This window comes from Salinimicrobium sp. CAU 1759, from assembly GCF_054482715.1.
On the sequence record NZ_JBTLRK010000003.1, the window covers coordinates 267,831 to 290,479 of the forward strand.

Sequence of the window (22,649 nt, forward strand, 5' to 3'; positions counted from 1 at the left end):
GCAACCTACTTTGGAGTTCCTGGACCTACGCATTCTAGATATTGTTGACATCATTTTTATTGCGGCCCTGCTCTATTACATCTATAGACTGGTAAAAGGAACCGTCGCCGTCAATATCTTCATTGGGATAGTGATCATTTATTTTGTGTGGAAGCTCACCCAGCTGCTACGCATGGAAATGCTTAGCAGCGTACTTGGAGAATTCATTGGGGTGGGGATGTTCGCCTTGATTGTGGTTTTTCAACAGGAAATCCGAAAATTCCTCCTAATGATCGGGTCTACTAATTTTGCCAGAAGAAGGCGTTTTCTCCAGACCTTAAAGATCATTAAAGACGATCTTGAAACTCCTAATGATATCGAGGCAGTAGTGAAAGCCTGTGAAAACATGGGTAGAACAAATACCGGAGCTCTTATAGTGATCCAGCGAAACACGAGCCTTGATTTTGTAAAGCAAAGCGGGGACCCAATGAAGATCCTGGTAAACCAACCAATAATCGAATCAATCTTTTACAAGAACAGCATACTGCACGATGGGGCACTCATTATTGAAGATAATTACATTACAGCAACAAGAGTCATTCTTCCCGTCTCAAATGACCGAACCATCCCTCTTCGTTTCGGACTCCGACACCGTGCTGCGGTAGGAATTACCGAAAAAACCGATGCTGTTGCACTTGTGGTAAGTGAGGAAACAGGACAGATCTCTTATATAAAAGACGGGGAATTTGTAATGTTCCAGGACAGAGATGACCTTATTAAAAAATTGAAATCAGATCTTGTTTAAATCCTTTCTTAAAGTAGACAAATCAGGGTTGATCTAAGCTGATTCTTCCTGCATGAACTGCACCTCATACAAGTTCTTATAGTATCCGTTTTCCTTCTTCAGCAATTCTGAATGAGTTCCCAGCTCTACGATCTTACCAGCATCCATTACCAGGATCTTGTCGGCTTTTTTCACGGTTGCAAGCCTGTGGGCAATAACTATGGAGGTACGGCCCTGAGTGATTTTTAAAGTGGCATCCTGTATGAGCTGCTCACTGTATGAATCCACAGAAGAAGTAGCTTCATCCAGAACTAATATACTTGGGTTACTTACATAAGCCCTCAAAAATGCAATTAATTGACGCTGTCCCGATGAGAGCATAACCCCACGTTCCTTCACGTTGTAGTCATAACCTCCGGGCAGGCTGGCAATGAATTTGTCAACACCTATTTCCTTTGCCGCCTTTACCACTTGATCTTTGGTGATCTTTGGATCATTAAGGGTAATGTTATTAAAGATCGTATCTGCAAACAAAAATACATCCTGAAGCACAATTGCAATTTCCCCTCTCAGGCTTTTGAGCGTCATATCTTTAACATCAATACTATCAATAAGTATGCGGCCACTTGAAATTTCATAAGAACGGTTCAGTAAATTAATAATTGTTGATTTCCCTGCACCGGTAGCTCCCACGATCGCCACAGTCTCACCGGGTTCCGCTCTAAAAGAAACACCTTTAAGTACTTCTTCATCTCCCACATAACTAAACCTCACATTTTCAAATTCGATTTCTCCCTTAAGATGATCTACTTCTACTTTTCCGTTATCGGCAATGGAGGCCTCAGTGTCCAGAATCCCGAAAACCCTGTTTGCAGCGACCATACCCATTTGGAGGGTATTAAATTTATCGGCAATTTGCCGCAAAGGCCTGAACAACATCTGGCTCAACTCCACAAAGGCAACGATTACCCCCAGAGTGATCGCCTCACTTCCGGCAACCACTCTTAAACCTCCGTACCAAACGATCAAACCTATGGTAATGGAAGTGGCCATTTCGGCAATAGGAAAGAAGATGGAATTATACCACACGGTTTTCACCCAGCCTTTACGGTGTTTATCGTTAATATGCTTGAAGTTTTCATATTCCTTCTCTTCCCGCGTGAACAGCTGTACGATCTTCATTCCGGTAATTCTCTCCTGGACAAAGGTGTTGAGATTAGCAACCTGTGTACGCACCTCTTCAAATGCCAGCTTCATTTTTTTCTGAAATACTCTTGTCGCATAAAGGATGAAAGGCAACACTACCAGAACTAGTAAGGTTAGCTGCCAACTCTGGTAGAACATGAAGGCAAGGATAACCAGCATTTTTAACAGATCACTGATGATCACAAACAAGCCCTCACTAAAGATACTGGCAATAGTTTCAATATCGCTCACAGCCCTGGTGACCAGACGTCCAACTGCCGAATTATCAAAATATTTCATCTTGAATTGCAGCATATGTTTAAAGAGATTCACCCGAAGGTCCCGTATCACCTCCTGCCCCAGCCAGTTTGCAAAGTAGATGAAGCAGAACTGAAAAATCACCTCCAGCAAGAGAACACCTACCATTAAACTTATAAAGAAAAATAACTGATCGTTATCTTGTGGAACTATAGAATTGTCTATAGTAAGCTGCAGTAAATAAGGACGCATTACTCCCAGGAACGACAGGAGAATAGCGGCAATAGCTACAAAATAGAAAGCCCATCTGTACGCATGAGCGTAACCAAGCAATCGCTTAAACAGAGTAAAATCAAATGCGTTTCCCGATGCTGCCATTAATCAAAAATACTTTCGGGATATTTAATCCCTGTTAAATAAAGTCCGTGAGCAGGAACCGATGCTCCTGCCTCGCTCCTGTTTTCACTTTTTATAATACGGTGCATCTCCTTCACCTCCAGTTTTGACTGGCCAACATCCAGCAAAGTACCCACTATAGCTCTAACCATATTGCGCAGAAAACGATCTGCAGTGATATGGAAGACTAACATCTCATTTTCCTGCACCCACTCCGCCCTGTCGATTCTGCAATTATAGGTGTGCACGTCTGTCCGCGATCTGGAGAAGCATTTAAAATTTTCATATTCCCGTAAGATTTGTGCCGCCTCATTCATCTTTTCAACATCCAGAGCTTTATGTACAAGGTGTGCTGAATCTGTTACAAAAACATTTTTTCTGGTTGTTATCCAATATTCATAGGAACGGCATATAGCGTCAAATCTTGCATGAGCTTCAGGCTTCACCAGCCTTAAGCGCTTCACAGCTATATCTTTTGGCAAGAGGGAATTAAGCCTGAAGGTAAATTCTTTAGAAAAGTCGGCTTCAGAATCAAAATGGGCAAATATCTGCCGTGCATGGACTCCGGCATCTGTCCTTCCGGCTCCAACTATTTCAACTTCCTCCTGAAGCAAGGTTCTCAAAGAATTCTCCACAACTTCCTGCACCGAAATTGCCGTAGGCTGTCGCTGCCAGCCATGATAGGCTTTTCCGAAGTATTCCAGCTCCAAAAAATATCTCAATCTAAATTTTTACTTTAGCAAATTAAAGAGACAAAGATAAGCCATTAAAGGCAACCGCTCATTCTCCACAGTCTTTAGATTTTTAATCCTGTAATAATTATTCTCAATGAAAAAGATCTTACTGCTTAGTGACACCCATGGATACATAGACGACCGCATTCTTACTTATGCCGGGGAAGCAGATGAAGTTTGGCATGCAGGTGATATTGGAACTATTGCAGTAAGCGATGCACTTAAAAAAATAAAGCCTCTAAAAGCCGTTTTTGGGAACATAGATGGCGGAGAGGTACGCAAAGAGTTTCCCCTTAACAACAGGTTCATGTGTGAAGAGGTGGATGTATGGATCACACATATTGGTGGTTATCCCGGTCGCTACTCTCCTGCTGTAAAAGATGAAATAAAACAGAATCCACCGAAGATCTTTATTAGCGGACATTCCCACATCCTGAAGGTAATGAATGACAAGAAACTTGGACTATTACATATGAACCCCGGGGCTGCAGGTAAACAAGGCTTCCACCAAATGCGCACTATGCTTCGATTTGTTATTGATGGCAAGGAAATAAAAAACCTGGAGGTAATTGAACTGGGGAAAAGGTAGTTTTGAGTGGTCAATTCTCAGTGGTCGGTGATCAGTAGTTAATAGTTATTGGTTAATAGTTCTCGGAAAAAACTGCTTCAGAAATACCTTCCAAAAATACCATTTTTGGCACCTGATATTTCTTGATCCTTAAACTTTGAACTTTAAACCTTGAACTAAAAAACCCGGAGCTTTCACTCCGGGTTTTTACGCACTAATACTACTAAGATAAAAGGTTTATCGCAACCGGTCCACAGATTTTACAAGATCTTCATCCTTTTTTATGGCCTTATTGGCCAGCACTAAAAAAACGATAGAAAATACAGGAGTCAGCATCCCAATACCTTTCTCTGAAACCGAGGTTTCTCCAGATACAGTTAGGGACCAATAGACAAATAATCCTAGTAAAATTAAGTTTAATAAGATATTGATACGCCCCAGCACGAACTGAAGCTTTCTATTCTTAAACAAAAAGATCGTAACTAAAGAAATTAATGCAGATAGCAGAGTCAAGCCTAAGGCTGAAAATACATCTTCAATGAATACCGGATTCCCGCTTTGACCTTCCCACAGCTTGAATATAAAAACAAAACCGGCACTAAAAAGAGCCGCGATCAAAAGGTAAACTGTCTGTACTCGTTGTAGCATTAATCTTCAATAGAGGCACAAAAATAAAAGATTCTTTTTAGAAACCATATTTATAATCTGAAAATAATATTGTATAATTGCAGTATCAATTCGTAACCAATTCAATAAAGGTTACTTAGACTCCTAAAATTTTTTCGATTCTTCCTCGAGAAGGTTAATTAAACCAAAGACCAATTTTATTTAAGAACATTCATGTTTGAAATTTCAGAATTAAAGGCTAAAAAGCTGCCTGAACTTCAGGAAATAGCCAAAACGCTTCGGGTTCCAAAGTACCGCACGCAAAAAAAGCTTGACCTGGTATACCAAATTCTTGACTACCAAGCCGCCAACCCTAAGAAGGTTCAGGAGGCTTTGACAGATGAAGAGGTGAAACCGCAGCCGCAGGAAGATCAGAATTCCGATAAAAAGCAGCGCAAAACACGTCCGAGAAAAGAAAAATCTACTACTCCTAAATCTGCAGGAGAAAAGCACCAGCAATCGGGCCCAAAAGCCGAAGCTTCAGGTGACCAAAAAGAGAAACCTCAGGAAACCAAAAGCTCTTCCGACAATAAAGCTGAGTCCAAAGGTAAAAAGGAAGATTCAGGAAGACAACAGTCTTCTAAAGATTCCGGCTCCCGTAATCAGCAGAAAGACAACAGGAGAGATAACCGCCAAAAGGATTCCCGGGACAATCGAAACCAGAGTAACCGCGATAGCGGAAACCGCGACAACAGCAACCGCGACAGCGGAAACCGCGATAACAATGGAAACCGCGACAGCAACAGGGACAGCGGAAATCGTGATAGCGGCAACCGGGATTCCGGAAATCGGGATAACCGCAACCGTTACAAAGAACCTGACTACGAATTTGATGCAATTATCGAAAGCGAGGGTGTTCTTGATATCATGCAGGATGGTTACGGATTCCTGAGATCTTCAGATTATATGTACCTTTCTTCTCCCGATGACATTTACGTTTCCCAGTCACAGATACGCCTGTTTGGATTAAAAACAGGTGATACCGTTCTAGGACAGGTGAGACCGCCAAAAGAAGGAGAAAAATATTTCCCGCTTATAAAGATCAATAAGATCAATGGTCTTGATCCACAAGTGGTAAGAGACAGAGTTTCTTTTGAACACCTTACTCCACTTTTCCCACAGGAAAAATTTAATATCGCCGAGAGACAAAGCACCGTTTCTACAAGGGTAATTGACATGTTCTCCCCAATTGGAAAGGGACAAAGAGGGATGATCGTTTCCCAGCCAAAAACGGGAAAAACAATGCTTCTTAAGGATATTGCCAATGCAATTGCAGCAAATCACCCTGAAGTTTACCAGATCATTCTCCTTATTGACGAACGCCCTGAGGAGGTGACAGACATGCAGCGAAATGTAAAAGGGGAAGTTATTGCTTCAACCTTTGACAAGGAAGCTCATGAGCATGTACGGGTAGCGAATATCGTTCTTGAAAAAGCAAAAAGAATGGTAGAATGTGGACATGACGTTGTGATCCTACTCGATTCTATTACTCGTTTGGCTAGGGCATATAACACAGTACAACCTGCCAGCGGAAAAGTACTTTCGGGTGGTGTGGATGCCAACGCTCTTCACAAGCCAAAAAGGTTCTTTGGAGCAGCCAGGAATATTGAAGGTGGAGGATCTCTTTCGATCATTGCTACTGCATTAACTGAAACCGGTTCAAAAATGGATGAGGTGATCTTTGAAGAATTCAAAGGTACCGGTAACATGGAACTACAACTGGACAGAAAGATCGCCAACAGGAGGATTTTCCCTGCTATCGACCTTACTTCTTCCAGTACGCGTAGAGATGACATTCTTCTTGACGAGAACACACTTCAAAGAATGTGGGTGATGCGTAAGTATCTTGCCGATATGAATCCTGTAGAAGCAATGGAATTCATCAACGACAGGATCAAACAAACAAAAAATAATGAGGAGTTTCTTATCTCCATGAACGGATAAAGAACAGACCTTTCAAAAATGACAAAATCCGGACATCTTTCGATGCTCCGGATTTTTTTGTGTCTTAATGGTGCCACAGCAGAAGTTGGCTATAGCGGACTTTTACCGACCGCCTACTGATATCAATTGAAGGAACGAGCACCACCCTGTCCTGCAGACTCCTCTCCTCAATAAACATACTGTTATGTATTCTATAGGGTGGCTGGAAAAATTAACGGATCATTCCTAAATGTTGTGGAGGAAATGAAGTAAAGCTGGATATTTGCAGAAAAATTACTGTAGGTGGATAATAATTATCTGGATCTGATTAAGCTTGTATTACCACAATTCCTTGTGGAGAATTTTGATTTAGTAAAGAGTAGAAAAGAAAAAGAAGTACTTCATCTTTATTTTGAAGAGCGTAATATACCTCCTCAAGAACATTCCTCCAAGATCTTGGTGTCTAAAGGTTTTCACAAAGAAATTACCATTCAAGACTTTCCGCTCCGGGGAAACACTGTTTATCTTCGTGTAAAACGGCGTCGATGGCTGGATAAGGATACCGGGCAGGTAGTGCAAAGGGACTGGAATCTGGTAGCACAGGGAACCCGTATGACCAACGAGTTCGCTGCTTTTTTAAAAGAAATTAGTCGATACTAAGGCTTCAGACTGCCATACCATTGGAAGTTTCTACAGTGTCAATGGGAAGAAGTTACAGCGGCAATACAAGGATTTTTTAAGCGACTTCAAACATTGGAAAGAAAAGAAGCACGCCAGAAAGTGGCTCATCTTTCCTGAGAATATGGGGCCTTACCTCCCTATCGATGAGACTGCTCTATCCAAAGGAGAGCTCTACACGATCATCACCAATAAGAAGGCTAAAGGAAAAAAAGGAGCATTAGTAGCTATTATTGCCGGTACTAAAGCAGAATCTATCATTGAGCAACTACTAAAAATCCCCTCCTCTCAACGCAATAAAGTAAAGGAGATCACCTTAGATATGGCGCATTCAATGAAGCTTATCGTGCAGAAGTGTTTTCCAAAAGCAATACAAGTCACAGATCGGTTCCACGTTCAGAAGCTGGCCATTGAAGCTTTACAGAACGTCCGGATCAAACATCGATGGGAAGCAATAGACTATGAAAACGACCAGATACAGAAGAAAAAAATAAAAGGTCAAAGTTATACTCCAGAGACTTTTACCAATGGAGATACCAAGAAACAATTATTAGCCAGAAGTAGATATCTGCTATACAAAGCTCCCTCCAAATGGACACAAAGTCAATCTAAAAGAGCTAAAATACTGTTCAATGAATATCCCGACATTGCTAAAGCTTATGACCTAGTCAATAGCCTTAGAAATGTATTTAACCAGACGTCAACCATTGAAGCAGGGTATACAAGATTAGCTCATTGGTACAAAGAAGTAGAAGAATCCGGTTTTAAATCATTTAATACCGTCGCCACGACAATAAGTCTAAACTACAGATCAATCTTAAACTACTTTAGAAATAGAAGCACAAACGCCTCAGCAGAATCCTTTAATGCCAAAATAAAAGCTTTTAGAAGTCAGTTTAGAGGCGTAAAAAACGTAGAGTTCTTTCTTTATAGATTAACTACAATATTTAGCTAATCCACAACTTTTGTTCTTGATCCAAATTAACCTCACTGCCCACCTGCGGCGGAATCCCTTCCCTATGAGAAGAAAAATTGTACAAAAATATAAGAAGAAAACAAGGAAGCGAAGGATACGACGGGAGGAGGATGAAATAGTAAAACGAAAAAATGCCTCTCGCTTTCACGAGAGGCATTCCTCTATAAATTGAACACTACTATTCTAATTAAAGTGCAGCAACGTGCTTAGCCAGACTTGACTTAAGGTTAGCAGCTTTATTATCGTGAATAATGTTTTTCTTCGCTAATTTGTCGATCATAGAAGCTACAGTAGGATATAATGATTGCGCCTCCTCTTTTCCTGCATCACGCAACTTCTTGATGGCATTCCTTGTAGTTTTATGCTGGTAGCGGTTTCTAAGACGTTTTGTCTCGTTGCTACGGATTCTCTTTAACGATGACTTATGATTTGCCATTACACTCTTATTAAATTAATTCTTTCTCAGTAGTCCGTAGGGGAATCGAACCCCTGTTACCAGGATGAAAACCTGGCGTCCTAACCCCTAGACGAACGGACCAATTGTTATTTCAAAGATGGTTTACACGACTTGCAAACCTTTCGTAGTCCGTAGGGGAATCGAACCCCTGTTACCAGGATGAAAACCTGGCGTCCTAACCCCTAGACGAACGGACCATTTATTTTCAAATGCGGATGCAAAAATACAACTATTTTTCAATGCCGCAAATGTTGAGGAAATTTTTTTGAAATTTTAATAGGCCTTAGCAAACAACACTCTCCCCACAGATGGTTTACCCGTGTAAACACAGGCTCCTTCCTCATTTTCTGCATTAAACGGAATCAGCCGTATAGTGGCTTTGGTAACTTCTTTGATCTTATTTTCTGTCTCGGCAGTACCATCCCAATGAGCAGAAATAAATCCACCTTTTTCTTTAAGTACTTTTTTAAATTCTTCAAAGCTCTCAACCTCCGTAATATGCTCATTACGGAAATCCTTTGCCTTTTTATACAGGTTCTCCTGTATCTCGGTCATAAGCTCTTTCACTTTTCCTACCACCTCATCCTGCTGAACAAATTCTTTGCTCAAGGTATCTCTTCTGGCAAGTTCTACAGAACCTTTTTCAAGGTCTTTTGGACCAATAGCAATTCTAACCGGCACGCCCTGTAATTCATATTGAGCAAACTTCCAGCCCGGCTTTTGCGTATCTCGATTGTCATACTTAACTGAAATTCCCTGTGCCCGGAGATCTGACGCCAGTTTATTTGCCACTTCACTAATTTGGTCCAATTGCTCCTCTCCTTTGTAAATTGGCACTATTACCACCTGGATTGGCGCAAGATTTGGAGGAAGCACGAGACCGTTATCGTCACTGTGGGTCATAATCAGTGCTCCCATCAGCCTGGTTGAAACTCCCCAGGACGTGGCCCATACATGATCAAGACCTCCCTCTTTTGTAGCAAACTTCACATCAAAAGCTTTGGCAAAATTTTGACCCAGAAAATGTGATGTCCCGGCCTGAAGCGCCTTTCCATCCTGCATCAAGGCTTCAATACAATAAGTCTCTTCGGCTCCGGCAAAGCGTTCGCTTTCAGTTTTTCTACCCTTGATTACCGGCATCGCCATGAAACTCTCAGCAAATTCGGCATAGATGTTATTCATTTGTTCTGTTTCGGCAAGAGCTTCAGCTTTTGTAGCATGAGCTGTATGTCCTTCCTGCCAGAGAAATTCCGCAGTACGTAGAAAAAGACGGGTACGCATTTCCCAACGCACAACATTTGCCCACTGGTTCACCAGGATAGGCAGGTCGCGGTAAGATTGAATCCAACCCTTGTAGGTATTCCAGATAATAGCTTCAGAAGTTGGTCTTACCACTAGCTCCTCTTCCAGCTTTGCATCGGGGTCGACTATTAATTTTCCGGCATTATCAGGATCGTTCTTAAGTCGGTAATGCGTAACTATAGCACATTCCTTAGCAAATCCTTCAGCATTCTTTTCTTCAGCTTCGAACAGGCTTTTAGGAACAAATAATGGAAAATAAGCATTTTGGTGCCCTGTTTCCTTGAACATCTTGTCGAGTTGCGCCTGCATTTTTTCCCAAATCGCATAACCATACGGCTTGATCACCATACATCCTCTTACGGCAGAATTTTCAGCCAGGTCCGCCTTGACAACTAATTCGTTATACCATTTTGAGTAATCTTCTTTTCGGGTAGTTAGGTTCTTTGCCATCTCCTGTCTTTTGGCACAAATCTTGTACCTCGTTATAATAATAAATGTTAGCGCAAAACTAACTATTTTTATCTTTGTTCAATAATAAATTCGACGCCATGAAATCAAACTACAAGCTTTTAAACGTGAGGAGCCTGCTCTTTGCAGTGAGTTCTCTGTTTTTATTAGCTTCCTGTAGTTCTTATCAGTATGCCGGATATGATAATGATGGAATCTATAGTTCCTCTAATCAAGGCGAGGCTTATACTGCTAATGATTATGAGGAATCTTATGAAGACGCATTATATTACAAAAATCTCTTTGGTCAAAAAGCTTCTGAATTTGAAGCAGTACCGGAGAGCGGAGCCATCTTCACAGATGTCGAGAGTTATTCTTCGGGCCATTATGATGAAAACATGTTTGGGGCCGAAGGCCTGGAATATGAGCCGGGACGTGCTGCCTGGGGAACAGATCCAGATGAGATAGCGATCAATGTCTACAACAATAATATCGGATATCACCCATTCTATTATGGTTATGGGTATGGCCATCCATTCTCCTACTATGGAGGGTTCTACGATCCTTTTTGGGGGCCTGGATATTACGGTTATGGTTTTCGAAACCCATATTATTATGGGCACCCTTTTGCCTACCACTCGTGGAGATGGAATACTGGCTGGGGATTCGGCTGGGGTGGCTACTATGGCTATGGCCACAGGTATTCGCCGTATTTCCCGTATGGGGGTTATTATCACAATTATCCTTTCTACAACCGCAGAGATGTTGCTTACAATGCAGGGCGTAGAGACAGCTATTCCAATGATTACAGGAACAGGCAGGTCAACGCAGACAGCCGAGTCTCCAGGATCCAGGGATATTCCAATACCCGAAATGTACGCGCAGCAGGAAAACGTGTAAATGATAGCAGAACTTATCAAACCCGTTCCACTCGCGTAAGATCAACTTCAACAAGAAGCAATGACGCTTATAGAAGTTCTACTCAGCGCAGATCTGCACCTGCGGTAAGAGGTAGATCATATGAGAATTCCAGACCGGCAGTGAGATCAAGCCGATCTTCAAGAAGTAATAACAGCTCGTATAGATCTTCAACACAAACAAGATCTTCATCTGGCGCAACAGGCTCATCTTCGAGTTCCAGCAGATCAAGCCGTGGAAGAGGTGGAAATTAGTCCTTATCTAAAGCTTTATAAATGAAAAAATTAATTTTTGCCTTCACAGCCATAGTTTCTATGACTGTGGAGGCTCAAAATATTACAGATGCCGTAAGGTATTCCAATACAGACCTTAATGGAACAGCTCGTTATAGAGCAATGAGCGGAGCCTTTGGTGCGTTGGGAGGTGATCTTTCCTCTTTAAATGTGAACCCTGCAGGTTCAGCGGTTTTTCTTAACAGCTTTTCCACCCTCACTCTCAATGTAGAAAACAGCGATAACGAAGTGAGTTTCATGAATGGGTACAACACCAACTCTAACTCTCACACTGATCTGGGACAGGCCGGTGCTGTTTTTGTCTTTAATAACAATGACCAGGAAGCAAACTGGAGAAAATTTTCCCTTGGTTTTAACTACAACAAAACAGCAAGTTTTGAGGATGATTTCCTGGCAGTGGGAAATAACATGCGTTCAATTGATCAGTACTTCCTCGCTTACGCTAATGGTATAGCGCTAGATTATCTTGTCCCTTTGCAAGGTGAGACAGATGGAGACCTCTATTCTTATTTAGGTGAGAATCTTGGTTTTGGGGCTCAACAGGCGTTTCTCGGTTTACAGGGAGGAGTGATTGGAGTAAACAACCCGGATAATATTCCTGAATCTGACCCTTCTTATTATGATCTGGACACATATAGCAGTATACTGTCTCCGGGGACCTACAACCAAAGATATGCTTATGCCGCGACAGGTCTTAATGGTAAGTTTTCATTCAATTTCGCCTCTCAATATCAGGATTTCCTTTACCTCGGCCTTAACTTGAATACGCACTTCATCAATTATGAAAGAATGACTGCAATAGATGAAGGAAACCTGGATGCACCGGCGGAATATGTATACTTTGAAGATCGACTAAATACTCTAGGAAGTGGATTTAGTTTACAATTAGGAGCTATAGCAAAAGTGGGACAGAATCTACGCGCCGGAGTTTCTTACGAGTCACCCACATGGTATACGATCTCTGAAGAAACCACTCAGTATATCGAATCAGATCTTGCAGTTGTAAATCCCAATGTTGTTAATGTATATCCTGATTACAAGCTGCAAACTCCGGCAAGTTACACGGGAAGTCTTGCCTACCTCTTTGGCTCTGCCGCGCTTATTAGTTTTGATTACACTTATAGAGATCATGGAACTACCAAATTTAAGCCGACAGATGACCCGGCTTTTGTGGCACAGAACGATCTAATTTCTAATGCTCTACAGGGAGCTTCAACATTTAGAATTGGAGGAGAATATAGAATAGAAAACTGGAGCTTAAGAGGTGGATACCGTTTTGAAGAAAGTCCTTACAGCAATGGAATTACGGTAGGTGACCTCGAAGGATATTCAGCCGGACTTGGTTACAACTTTGGGAACGTAAGAATCGATTTTGCGTATGACAGGTCTTCAAGAGAAAACAATCCACAGATGTACCAGGTGGGATTGACCGACAGGTTAGATATTAACAGAGAAAATTCCAATTACTCTCTGTCGCTTAGTTTCAACTTATAGTTTTTAGAAATTCTTATTACTAAAACAGCCTTCGGGCTGTTTTTCTTTTTCGGGCCATTGGGGTGATGCAACTTGCTTCCTCAGATTACCAGAAAAGGGTTTAAATATGTATCTTTGCAAGCTTAATTACTGAGTGTTTAGACCGTACTTTATAAATATTATGAAAAAAGACCATATTGACGAGGCTATTGATGAAATGGGAGATGCTTTTGTGAGCCCCAATACAGACACGCCTATGCGTAAGGACGCATTTGATATAAGTGACGAAGAAAAGATCGACCGCATCCAGGAAAATGTAAGGAACATAATGGATACCCTTGGTTTGGATCTAACAGACGACAGCCTTAAAGGTACTCCAAAAAGAGTGGCCAAAATGTTTGTGAAAGAGATCTTTGGTGGACTTCACCCACAGGTGAAACCGAAAGCTTCAACCTTTCAGAACAAATATAAGTACGGCGAAATGCTCGTAGAAAAAAACATAACCCTCTACTCTACCTGCGAACATCACCTGCTTCCTATCGTGGGTAAAGCTCACGTAGGTTATATTTCTAATGGTACTGTAGTAGGTCTATCGAAAATGAACCGAATCGTAGATTATTACGCAAAGCGCCCACAGGTCCAGGAGAGACTTACCATGCAGATCGTGAAGGAACTTCAGGAGGTGTTGGGGACAGAAGATGTGGCTTGTGTTATTGATGCCAAGCACCTTTGTGTGAACAGCCGCGGAATTCGCGATATTGAAAGCAGCACAGTAACCAGTGAATACGGCGGAAGGTTCAAAGATCCCGAAGCAAGAAGGGACTTTTTGGACTACATCAATCTGGAAACCGAATTTTAAACAGGTTTATAATTTATGGCACTCTACCAGCAGCAGGAATTAAAGATCTACAATTCAATATCGGGAGAAAAAGAAGTATTTAAGCCCATCAACGAAGGTGCAGTTGGCATGTACGTTTGCGGTCCAACTGTGTATAGCAATGTTCACCTTGGTAATTGCCGCACCTTTATCTCCTTCGATCTGGTCTTTAGATATCTAAAGCATCTGGGTTACAAAGTGCGATATGTACGGAATATTACTGATGCCGGACACCTGGAAAACGATGCAGATTCAGGTGAAGACAGGATCGCCAAAAAAGCACGTTTAGAACAAATAGAACCAATGGAGGTCGTTCAGCGCTATACCGTTGATTTTCACAATATCCTCCAAAAGTTCAACAATTTACCTCCAAGCATTGAACCTACTGCAACAGGCCACATTGTAGAGCAGATTGAGATCATCAAAGAGATCATGGAGAAAGGTTATGCTTATGAAGCCAATGGTTCCGTATATTTTGATGTTCTCAAATTCAATGAATCCCATGATTATGGGAAGTTAAGCGGAAGAAAACTGGAAGACATGATCCCTAATACCAGGGAACTGGCTGCCCAGAGTGACAAAAAGAATCCTCAGGATTTCGCCCTTTGGAAGAAAGCAGAGCCTCAGCATATCATGCGCTGGCCTTCCCCATGGAGTGACGGTTTTCCCGGTTGGCATCTGGAATGTACAGTGATGAGCTCTAAATATTTAGGTGAAGAATTTGATATCCACGGCGGCGGAATGGATCTTAAATTCCCTCATCACGAGTGCGAGATCGCACAGGGAGAAGCGGCCACCGGGAAGACTCCGGTCAATTACTGGATGCACGCCAATATGCTTACCCTTAATGGCAAGAAGATGGCTAAGAGTACAGGCAATAACATTCTCCCAAATGAGATCTTTACGGGCGACAATCCCAATCTCGAAAAAGGCTTTGCTCCTACTATAGCTCGATTCTTCATGTTACAGGCCAATTACCGGAGCATCCTTGATTTTTCCAATGAAGCTTTTATGGCAAGTGAAAAAGGCTTCCAGAGGCTTATGGATGCCTTCCACACCCTTAACAGTCTTGAAACTTCAGATAGATCGGATTTTAATGTAGCTGATTGGAGGCAGAAATGCTATGATGCTATGAATGATGACTTCAATAGTCCAATCCTGATTGCTCAGCTTTTTGAAGCGGTAAAACAGATCAACATCATAAAAGATGGCAAGGCTGAGATCAATGCTGAAGACCTTGAGCTTCTTAAAAAGACTATGAGCGACTTCATTTTTGAAGTTCTGGGACTTGTAGATACAACTGAAGCTGCAGATAATGACTTTGGAAATAAACTATCAGGAACAGTGGAGTTACTAATAAAGCTTAGGGCTGAGGCACGGGCAAACAAGGATTTTTCAACAAGTGATAAGATCAGGGATGAGCTTATTGAGTTAGGAATTCAACTGAAAGACGGCAAAGAGGGTACTAGTTTTAGCATTGAATAAAAGCTATGAGGTGAAAAAGTGGTCAACATATCCGCTTATTGGACTTGTGAGATTTTACCAGCGTTTCATCTCTCCCTTCACTCCGGCCACTTGTCGATACACTCCCACCTGTTCTCAATACACCGTTGAAGCACTTCATAAGCACGGGGCTTTGAAAGGCGGATGGCTCTCTCTTAAACGCATTGCCAGCTGCAACCCATGGGGAGGAAAAGGATATGACCCTGTTCCGGAGAAACTTCAGCAGGAAAAATAAGTCGAAAAGTTGCCGAATATGTATCTTTACCTCCCAACAGTAAAAACACATCATGCTTTTCAATAAGATCTACTGGAATCCTTCCGAAGGAATTGATCTGGGATTTTTCGTTATTCACTACTATAGTTTAATGTTTGTTATCGCCTTTACCATAGGTTGGTATCTCATGAAGAGCATCTATGAAAGAGAAGGTGTTTCCCTTGAAAAACTGGATTCTCTCTTCATCTATACAGTTCTTGCTACACTTATAGGTGCAAGGCTTGGACATGTCATCTTCTACGACTGGGATTACTTCCAGAACCATTTACTGGAAATTTTCTTGCCGGTACGTTTTGAACCGGAATTCGAGTTCACAGGCTTTAGAGGCCTGGCCAGTCATGGAGCAGCAATAGGAATTATTACAGCAATGTACCTTTATTGCCGCAACGTGCTGCACAAACCTGTGCTATGGATCCTGGACAGGATAGTTATACCTGTAGCCTGCGGTGGGATCTTCGTTCGTATTGGGAATTTCATGAATTCTGAGATCATAGGAAAACCCACTAACAGCGATTTTGGTGTAGTTTTCACTAAACTGGGTGAAGATTTCGCAAGGCATCCGGCTCAACTCTATGAAGCCGCATGTTATCTTGTAGTCTTTTTTATTCTTTGGTACACCTACTGGAAAACCTTAAAAAGAGAAAAGCTGGGTTATATTTTTGGACTATTTCTTGTCCTACTTTGGTCTGTTAGGTTCTTTGTCGAATTTGTGAAGGAACCACAGGTGGGTGAAAGAGTGAATTGGGTACTAAATACCGGTCAATGGTTGAGTATTCCTTTCATCCTTGCCGGCTTTTACTTTATGTATAGGCCTTCAACTAAAACCCGTGTAAAATGATCCGAAAAAACGCATTTTTGGGCCTTCTGGTAGTCGGTATTCTTGCAGCGGGCTGTAAAGACAAGCCTGAAGCTCAAAAGCAGGACATTTCTGAACCTATTTCTTTCACCAAAGAAGCAGAAGCTTATCTCACAAAATCTGGTGGTGACACCATTCAATTCCTGCAACTGGAGATCGCCGATGATGATTACCAGCGGGAAACGGGATTGATGTACAGGGAAAGAATGGAACAGGACCAGGGTATGCTGTTCATCTTCGATAATGAGGAGCCACGGGGTTTCTATATGAAGAACACCAATATTCCACTTGATCTAATCTTCCTTGATGCTGAAAATAAAATTGTGAGTATTGCTAAAAATGCAAAGCCACAGAGTCTCGAAACAATTCCTTCTGAAGTTCCGGCACAGTATGTACTGGAAGTAAACGCCGGCCTTTCAGATGAATGGGGGCTGCAAGTTGGTGACAGCTTAATCCTGAAGAGAAATTAAAATATAACCTTCCGAAAATGCCATTTTTCAAGCCTCTTTTTGAGGCTTTTCTTTTTGAGATAGCTTCCCAAAACCTAACCCTCTCTTCAAATACTTAACCAGGAACACGAAAATGTATTCCTGATACCAGGAAAAACCCTTCCTGGTCCTTTTCTTCTCAATTGCTAAACAACAGCAAACCTGGAGCTGGCTCAAAAGTTTAAAAGGAAGCTTTTAACCATCGTTCTAACTTTAGAAAAAAATGCTACTCTACCACCTCTAACTTCAATGTACTACCTGCTCCAAAAAGGGCAAAAAAAAGCCTCCCGTTTCCGGAAGGCTATATGTGAAAAGCTGATGAAATTAAGCTACAGCTTCTTTCTTTTTCAGTTCTCTTCTCCTGGTTTCTTTATTGAACGTGTCGTAAGTAACCGGCGTTGCAATAAAAATAGAAGAGTAAGTACCCACAATCACACCAACAATAAGGGCGAACATGAATCCTCTAATGCTTTCTCCACCAAAAATGAAGATTGCAAGAAGTACTACAAGTGTAGTTAAAGAGGTATTCACTGTACGACTCACTGTACTGTTAATCGCAGCATTAATAGCATCTTTTTTGGTCCAAGACGGGTGCTCATTGAAGAACTCCCTGATCCTGTCAAAAATAACCACGGTATCATTCAGCGAATAACCCACAACGGTAAGAATTGCAGCGATGAATGCCTGATCGATCTCCATATTGAAAGGCATGAACTTATAAGTCAGGGAGAATACTCCCAGTACGATAAGAACATCATGTATAACTGCTATTACTGCACCAAGTGAAAATTGATATTTTCTAAACCTCAACAAGATGTAAAGGAAGATCACCAACAGAGAACCTAATACAGCCCAAATAGAAGCTTGTTTAATATCATCGGCAATAGATGGTCCAACCTTTATAGATTGCATTATTCCAATCTCTCTTTCACCCTCACTTCCAACAGTAAAGTCTTCGTAAGTAGTTCCCTCAGGTAAATAGGACTGAACTGCACTGTATAGCTTTCTAGAAATTTCCTCATCTACTTCACTTCCTTCTTCTTCTACTTTATACTTAGTAGTTACTTTGATTTGGTTGGCAGCTCCAAAAGTCTTGGCACTCGCACTTCCAAATTCCGCAACAAGGTCATCTTCGATTTCAGATGGGTTGATGGCCTGCTCAAATCTTACAGTATAGCTCCTTCCTCCAACAAAATCAACACCCTGATTTAATCCCTGAGTAAACAGGGAACCTAAGCTCACAAGAATAAATACTCCTGAAACTATATAGAAGGTTTTTCTCTTCTCCAGGAACTTAATAGTAAGTCCGGAGAAAAGGTTCTTAGTAACCGAAGTTGAAAACTCAAGACTCTTGTTTGGGTTCTTGGCATAATTGTCAATGAACAACCTGGTAATAAAGATAGCTGTGAAAAGAGAGGTAGCAATACCTATCAATAAGGTGGTTGCAAACCCTTTAATTGGACCAGTTCCAAGAACCAGAAGGATCAAGGCCGTAAGACCAGTCGTGATGTTAGCATCAAGAATTGACGAAAGAGCATTATTAAATCCGTCTCTAATTGCATCTTTCTGAACTTTTCCTTTTGCATATTCCTCACGAATACGCTCAAAGATAAGAACGTTCGCATCCACAGATATACCTATGGTAAGAACGATACCCGCAATCCCGGGAAGGGTAAGAACCGCTCCTAGACCTGCAAGTACTCCAAAGATGAAAAGGATGTTCACCACAAGGGCGATATCGGCAAAAATACCTGCCTTACCATAATAGAAGATCATCCAAAGTAAAACAAGAACCAGTGCTATACCGAAAGACATAATACCGCTATCTATGGCTTCCTGTCCAAGAGAAGGACCAACGATCTCACTCTGTACGATATCTGCTGAAGCAGGAAGTTTACCTGCACGTAATACGTTTGCTAAATCCTGACCTTCTGTAATACTGAAATCACCAGTGATCTCACTTCTTCCACCGGATATTGGTCCGCTGGATACTCCGGGAGCTGAATAAACCACATTGTCAAGAACTATGGCGATCTGGCTCTGGTTCTCAAAGGCGTAACCTGTCATTTCTTCCCAGGACTTAGCTCCTTTTCCATTCATTTGCATGGTTACAGCAACTCTACCTACTTGATCGTAAGCTTGTGTAGCATCTGTGATCACACTACCCGAAAGTGGTGGCTCATTTTGCCTGTTACCTATTAAAGCATAAAGCGGTGCAGCCTCATCATCTTCACTGGTAATTCCCCATACAAATTTTGCATAACGCTGTTCACCTTCAAGAAGGCTGCGCACTTCGGGCATATTCAGGTACTCCCTTACTTTTGCAGTGTCCTCAATGTTGAAAGTAGCCAAAACAGGACCTCCCTGGAAACCAGGAGAAGCCATTAGGTCAAACAAAGGATTGTTTTGCTCAGCTACCTGGGCTGTATCATTAGCAGATTCCAATAAAGCATCGATCTCATCCTGCTCTGCTTCTGCAGTATCAACATCAGCTTCTGCGGTCTCCTCAACCTGCATTTGCTTAAGCACATTGTTGGCTTGAACAAAGAAGTTTTGAAATTCATTGCTTTTATAAACATGCCAGAACTCTAACTGCGCTGTACTCTGTAAAAGGTCTTTTACACGTTCTATTTCTTTAGCACCAGGTAATTCAACAAGAATTCTTCCTGAAGAACCAAGACGCTGAATGTTTGGTTGAGTTACACCAAACTTATCGATACGCTTTCTTAATACTTCAAATGCAGAAACTATAGATTCATCAATCTTTCTTCTAATGATCGGCTTCACCTCCTCATTGGACATTTCGAAATTGATCTCCTCACTCAAGTTTCTGTTAGCAAAAATATCGGGAGAAGCAAGGCGTGCATCAGGAATTTCTTCGAAAGCTTCAAAGAAAAGGTCAAGGTAGTTCTCCTGACTTGTTCTTTGAGCCTCATCTGCTCTTGCAAGAGCCTGGTTAAAAGCAGGATCTTTACTGTTGTTCGCTAATTCCCTCAAGATGTCTTTGACAGAGATCTGGAGGATCACATTAATACCTCCCTTAAGATCCAGCCCCTTGTTGAGCTCTTTTTCCTTAGCCGAGTTGTAGGTGATTCCAAGAAATACCTCCTCATTACCAATAGAATCAAGATACCTCTGTTCGGCTCTCTCCCTAAGGCTTACATAATTGTCAACACCTTCGGGGATCTCTTGCTGCGCAAATTCTTCGGCATCGCCCTCAATATTACCAGCAATAAATGTGAAAGACAACTGGTAAATACATACCAGAGCAAACAATATCGCGAATACCTTGATTATTCCCTTGTTCTGCATTATTCTTTAATTTATGTTCAATTTTTAAAAACGGACAAATATAGGTTTTCAAGATAGAAATCCCAATTATATTTTTTGAAAAAATTAACTTTTGGATATAAAAAAAGAAGCTCCTCAAAACCGCTGCCAAATTTGCTATTCATCGACCTTCCCGGCATTTCTCAGGAAGGAAAATACTCATCAAAAATGACATTTTTGAGAAGCTTCTTAAAAGCTATTTCTCACTAAAATTATTTCTTCAAATCAAGAAGATCATTTGTTTTGGAAACTCCTTCAGAACTCTCCTTTAGTTTAGCTTTTTCGGCTTCATCGAGTTCTATTTCCACGATCTCTTCAATCCCGTTTTTCCCGAGGATCACCGGCACACCAATGCAAAGATCGTTCAGCCCGTATTCCCCCTCTAAAAGGGCAGAACATGGAAACATTTTCTTTTGATCATTGGCAATTGCCTGTACAAGTGAAGATACAGCCGCTCCAGGGGCATACCACGCACTGGTGCCAAGCATCTTTGTAAGAGTAGCTCCCCCTACTTTGGTGTCTTCTTTGATCTGCTCTATACGCTCTTCAGAAAGGAATTTCGAAACAGGTACAGAGTTGCGGGTAGCAAGACGTGTTAACGGCACCATCCCGGTATCGCTATGCCCTCCTATGACCATCCCGTCAACATCTGACGCAGGACAATCCAGAGCTTCGCTAATTCTATATTTAAAACGGGCGCTATCAAGAGCTCCTCCCATTCCTATGATCTTGTTCTTTGGAAGATTAGTGGTTTTATGGACAAGGTAAGTCATGGTATCCATAGGATTACTTACCACGATCAAAGTAGCATTGGGAGAGTGCTCCAGAAGGCTCTGAGAAACCGATTTTACGATATCTGCGTTTATCCCGATCAACTCTTCCCGGGTCATTCCCGGTTTTCGCGGAATTCCACTGGTAATAACAGCAATGTCTGAATTTGCAGTTTTTGAATAATCATTTGTACTTCCTGTTATTTTAGTGTCAAATCCCAAAAGAGAAGCGGTTTGCATCAGGTCCATTGCCTTTCCTTCAGCATAATCTTCTTTGATATCTACTAAAACTACTTCTGAAGCAAAATTTTTAATGGCGATATATTCCGCACAGCTGGCTCCTACAGCTCCGGCACCTACTATGGTAACTTTCATTGTGAATTAGTTTGATTAATAGTCCAGCGAAAATACGAATTTTCAAGGATTTCTCCCTCACATATCTTGGCAAAAACAGGAGATCAAATGCTTACGTGGAGACCTAAATTTGCATTGAAAAATTCTCCAACTGTCCCCATAGCGCTTAACCTAAAACGGTCGTAATAAAGATTAAATCCAAAATCTCCCTTGAATTGTATTTTAGAATCCTCCAAACTATCGACCTCAGCATTAACAAGATCTACCTGACCGGTTCCCCCAAAAGTGTAGCTGAACTGTGAATTCATAGCACCGGCTGCCGCAAAGACTTCAAAAAGTCCCCATTTTTTCGAGCCGATGATTTCAGCCATAAAAAGATTGGCATCAACATCAATTTCATCCAGTACGACGAGGCCTTCAGCCCCCTTAGGTTCAAATTCATATCCCACAATTAGTTTGGAATAAGAAGCACCAAAGGCTACTTGAAAGTCTTCAGGATAAACGTATCCAAAGTACTGATTCAAATTATGCTTAGCCCCCAAACCGTATGTACTGGCAGTAACTCCATCTATGGTTAATTCTGGCATAACTCTCACAGTCACTTCAGTTCCCGCCGAAACACCTACAGCTGCCTGCAAAAAAGCATGTGGAACATAATTTCTTCCTATCCCTTCAATAGCTTCCAGTCCATTCACAGGAATAACTTCACCATTAAAATTTATTTCTCCGCTAAAAGTCACAGGACTCCCACCGCCAAAAGCTGTAGGTAGAGTAACATTCTCCGCACCGTCTATGTTTAAAAGCCTAAGGTCTGAATTTGATAGATTAAAATTCTTTTTATCTGAGGAGACAAATAGAGCATTTCCATGTAAGGATACCCGAAATTTCCATTTTTCAAGCGGGATGGCAGAACTAAACCAACCAGCACTGGCCTGATATCCTGCACCCTCGGCAGCGGGCTCAGAAAAATTTCCTCCTAAGACAAGAATATCATCAATAAAATCAGCAACATCATCTTGAGCAAGAACATTTACATGAAATGCAAGAAAGACAAAAAAGGAAATCAGTAGTTTTTTCACAATGGTTGATTTTGAAGTTGAGTAAAAATAATAAAAAAAGCATAGCTCCTTCAGGAGTTTCCTACAAACAGAAAAGCCCCG

At 41.5% G+C, this 22,649-nt stretch carries 20 protein-coding genes and 2 tRNA genes; 12 read left to right on the plus strand and 10 right to left on the minus strand.

What is annotated here, in order from left to right:
- The first annotated feature begins 10 nt into the window (after window positions 1-10).
- Entirely contained in the window at window positions 11-784 is a 774-nt protein-coding gene (locus ACXYMT_RS14470) for a diadenylate cyclase (RefSeq protein WP_459059811.1), read from the plus strand.
- A gap of 33 nt (window positions 785-817) precedes the next feature.
- On the opposite strand, the gene ACXYMT_RS14475 is transcribed toward ACXYMT_RS14470, so the two are convergent.
- Complete coding sequence (locus ACXYMT_RS14475) at window positions 818-2,584, minus strand: ABC transporter ATP-binding protein (RefSeq protein ID WP_459059812.1); 1,767 nt, start codon at window positions 2,582-2,584, stop codon at window positions 818-820.
- On the minus strand, window positions 2,584-3,324 hold the full coding sequence (gene truA / locus ACXYMT_RS14480; RefSeq protein WP_459059813.1) for a tRNA pseudouridine(38-40) synthase TruA: 741 nt from the start codon (window positions 3,322-3,324) through the stop codon (window positions 2,584-2,586). Before truA ends, ACXYMT_RS14475 begins: the two co-directional genes overlap by 1 nt.
- A gap of 106 nt (window positions 3,325-3,430) precedes the next feature.
- Here truA and ACXYMT_RS14485 point away from each other — a divergent pair, with 106 nt between their 5' ends.
- Window positions 3,431-3,925 (plus strand): metallophosphoesterase family protein, encoded by a 495-nt coding sequence (locus ACXYMT_RS14485; RefSeq protein WP_459059814.1) that lies wholly within the window; start codon window positions 3,431-3,433, stop codon window positions 3,923-3,925.
- Window positions 3,926-4,141: 216 nt separating this feature from the next.
- Here ACXYMT_RS14485 and ACXYMT_RS14490 read toward each other — a convergent pair whose 3' ends face one another.
- Window positions 4,142-4,552 carry a DUF4293 domain-containing protein gene (locus ACXYMT_RS14490; protein WP_459059815.1) on the minus strand — a complete coding sequence of 137 codons (411 nt, stop codon included), beginning with the start codon at window positions 4,550-4,552 and terminating at the stop codon, window positions 4,142-4,144.
- A gap of 192 nt (window positions 4,553-4,744) precedes the next feature.
- Between ACXYMT_RS14490 and rho the strand changes: the two genes are divergently transcribed.
- The 3 genes from rho (at window position 4,745) to ACXYMT_RS14505 (ending at window position 8,126) form a co-directional block, all read left to right on the plus strand.
- Window positions 4,745-6,514 (plus strand): transcription termination factor Rho, encoded by a 1,770-nt coding sequence (gene rho / locus ACXYMT_RS14495; RefSeq protein ID WP_459059816.1) that lies wholly within the window; start codon window positions 4,745-4,747, stop codon window positions 6,512-6,514.
- Between the two features lie 282 nt (window positions 6,515-6,796).
- Window positions 6,797-7,153: an ISAon1 family transposase N-terminal region protein gene (locus ACXYMT_RS14500; protein WP_459059817.1), complete on the plus strand. Its 357-nt coding sequence runs from the start codon at window positions 6,797-6,799 to the stop codon at window positions 7,151-7,153.
- A gap of 19 nt (window positions 7,154-7,172) precedes the next feature.
- Complete coding sequence (locus ACXYMT_RS14505) at window positions 7,173-8,126, plus strand: ISAon1 family transposase (RefSeq protein ID WP_459059928.1); 954 nt, start codon at window positions 7,173-7,175, stop codon at window positions 8,124-8,126.
- Window positions 8,127-8,334: 208 nt separating this feature from the next.
- On the opposite strand, the gene rpsT is transcribed toward ACXYMT_RS14505, so the two are convergent.
- From rpsT to proS, 4 genes are all read right to left on the minus strand, one after another.
- Window positions 8,335-8,583, minus strand: coding sequence for a 30S ribosomal protein S20 (rpsT, locus tag ACXYMT_RS14510; RefSeq protein ID WP_459059818.1), 249 nt, complete (start codon window positions 8,581-8,583; stop codon window positions 8,335-8,337).
- A 30-nt stretch (window positions 8,584-8,613) separates the two neighbouring features.
- Window positions 8,614-8,685: transfer RNA gene (locus tag ACXYMT_RS14515), tRNA-Glu, on the minus strand.
- A 44-nt stretch (window positions 8,686-8,729) separates the two neighbouring features.
- Window positions 8,730-8,801, minus strand: a tRNA-Glu gene (locus tag ACXYMT_RS14520).
- A gap of 76 nt (window positions 8,802-8,877) precedes the next feature.
- Complete coding sequence (proS, locus tag ACXYMT_RS14525; protein WP_459059819.1) at window positions 8,878-10,356, minus strand: proline--tRNA ligase; 1,479 nt, start codon at window positions 10,354-10,356, stop codon at window positions 8,878-8,880.
- Window positions 10,357-10,454: 98 nt separating this feature from the next.
- Between proS and ACXYMT_RS14530 the strand changes: the two genes are divergently transcribed.
- The 7 genes from ACXYMT_RS14530 (at window position 10,455) to ACXYMT_RS14560 (ending at window position 17,017) form a co-directional block, all read left to right on the plus strand.
- A complete protein-coding gene (locus ACXYMT_RS14530; protein ID WP_459059820.1) occupies window positions 10,455-11,525 on the plus strand; it encodes a hypothetical protein in 1,071 nt (356 codons plus the stop codon).
- 21 nt (window positions 11,526-11,546) lie between these two features.
- The gene (locus tag ACXYMT_RS14535) at window positions 11,547-13,058 is read left to right on the plus strand and encodes an OmpP1/FadL family transporter (RefSeq protein WP_459059821.1); all 1,512 of its coding nucleotides are present in this window, start codon (window positions 11,547-11,549) and stop codon (window positions 13,056-13,058) included.
- A 160-nt stretch (window positions 13,059-13,218) separates the two neighbouring features.
- Window positions 13,219-13,896, plus strand: a complete 678-nt coding sequence (gene folE, locus ACXYMT_RS14540; protein WP_459059822.1) for a GTP cyclohydrolase I FolE — start codon at window positions 13,219-13,221, stop codon at window positions 13,894-13,896.
- Between the two features lie 15 nt (window positions 13,897-13,911).
- Window positions 13,912-15,399: a cysteine--tRNA ligase gene (gene cysS / locus ACXYMT_RS14545; RefSeq protein WP_459059823.1), complete on the plus strand. Its 1,488-nt coding sequence runs from the start codon at window positions 13,912-13,914 to the stop codon at window positions 15,397-15,399.
- 10 nt (window positions 15,400-15,409) lie between these two features.
- Window positions 15,410-15,652 (plus strand): membrane protein insertion efficiency factor YidD, encoded by a 243-nt coding sequence (gene yidD / locus ACXYMT_RS14550; RefSeq protein ID WP_459059824.1) that lies wholly within the window; start codon window positions 15,410-15,412, stop codon window positions 15,650-15,652.
- A 52-nt stretch (window positions 15,653-15,704) separates the two neighbouring features.
- Window positions 15,705-16,529, plus strand: a complete 825-nt coding sequence (gene lgt, locus ACXYMT_RS14555) for a prolipoprotein diacylglyceryl transferase (RefSeq protein WP_324720630.1) — start codon at window positions 15,705-15,707, stop codon at window positions 16,527-16,529.
- Window positions 16,526-17,017, plus strand: a complete 492-nt coding sequence (locus tag ACXYMT_RS14560; RefSeq protein ID WP_459059825.1) for a DUF192 domain-containing protein — start codon at window positions 16,526-16,528, stop codon at window positions 17,015-17,017. The genes lgt and ACXYMT_RS14560 overlap by 4 nt, the downstream gene beginning before the upstream one ends.
- Window positions 17,018-17,359: 342 nt before the next feature.
- On the opposite strand, the gene secDF is transcribed toward ACXYMT_RS14560, so the two are convergent.
- From secDF to ACXYMT_RS14575, 3 genes are all read right to left on the minus strand, one after another.
- Window positions 17,360-20,347, minus strand: a complete 2,988-nt coding sequence (gene secDF, locus ACXYMT_RS14565; protein ID WP_459059826.1) for a protein translocase subunit SecDF — start codon at window positions 20,345-20,347, stop codon at window positions 17,360-17,362.
- Window positions 20,348-20,577: 230 nt separating this feature from the next.
- On the minus strand, window positions 20,578-21,510 hold the full coding sequence (gene mdh, locus ACXYMT_RS14570; protein ID WP_459059827.1) for a malate dehydrogenase: 933 nt from the start codon (window positions 21,508-21,510) through the stop codon (window positions 20,578-20,580).
- 83 nt (window positions 21,511-21,593) lie between these two features.
- Window positions 21,594-22,568 (minus strand): DUF6588 family protein, encoded by a 975-nt coding sequence (locus ACXYMT_RS14575; protein ID WP_459059828.1) that lies wholly within the window; start codon window positions 22,566-22,568, stop codon window positions 21,594-21,596.
- Between the last annotated feature and the right edge of the window lie 81 nt (window positions 22,569-22,649).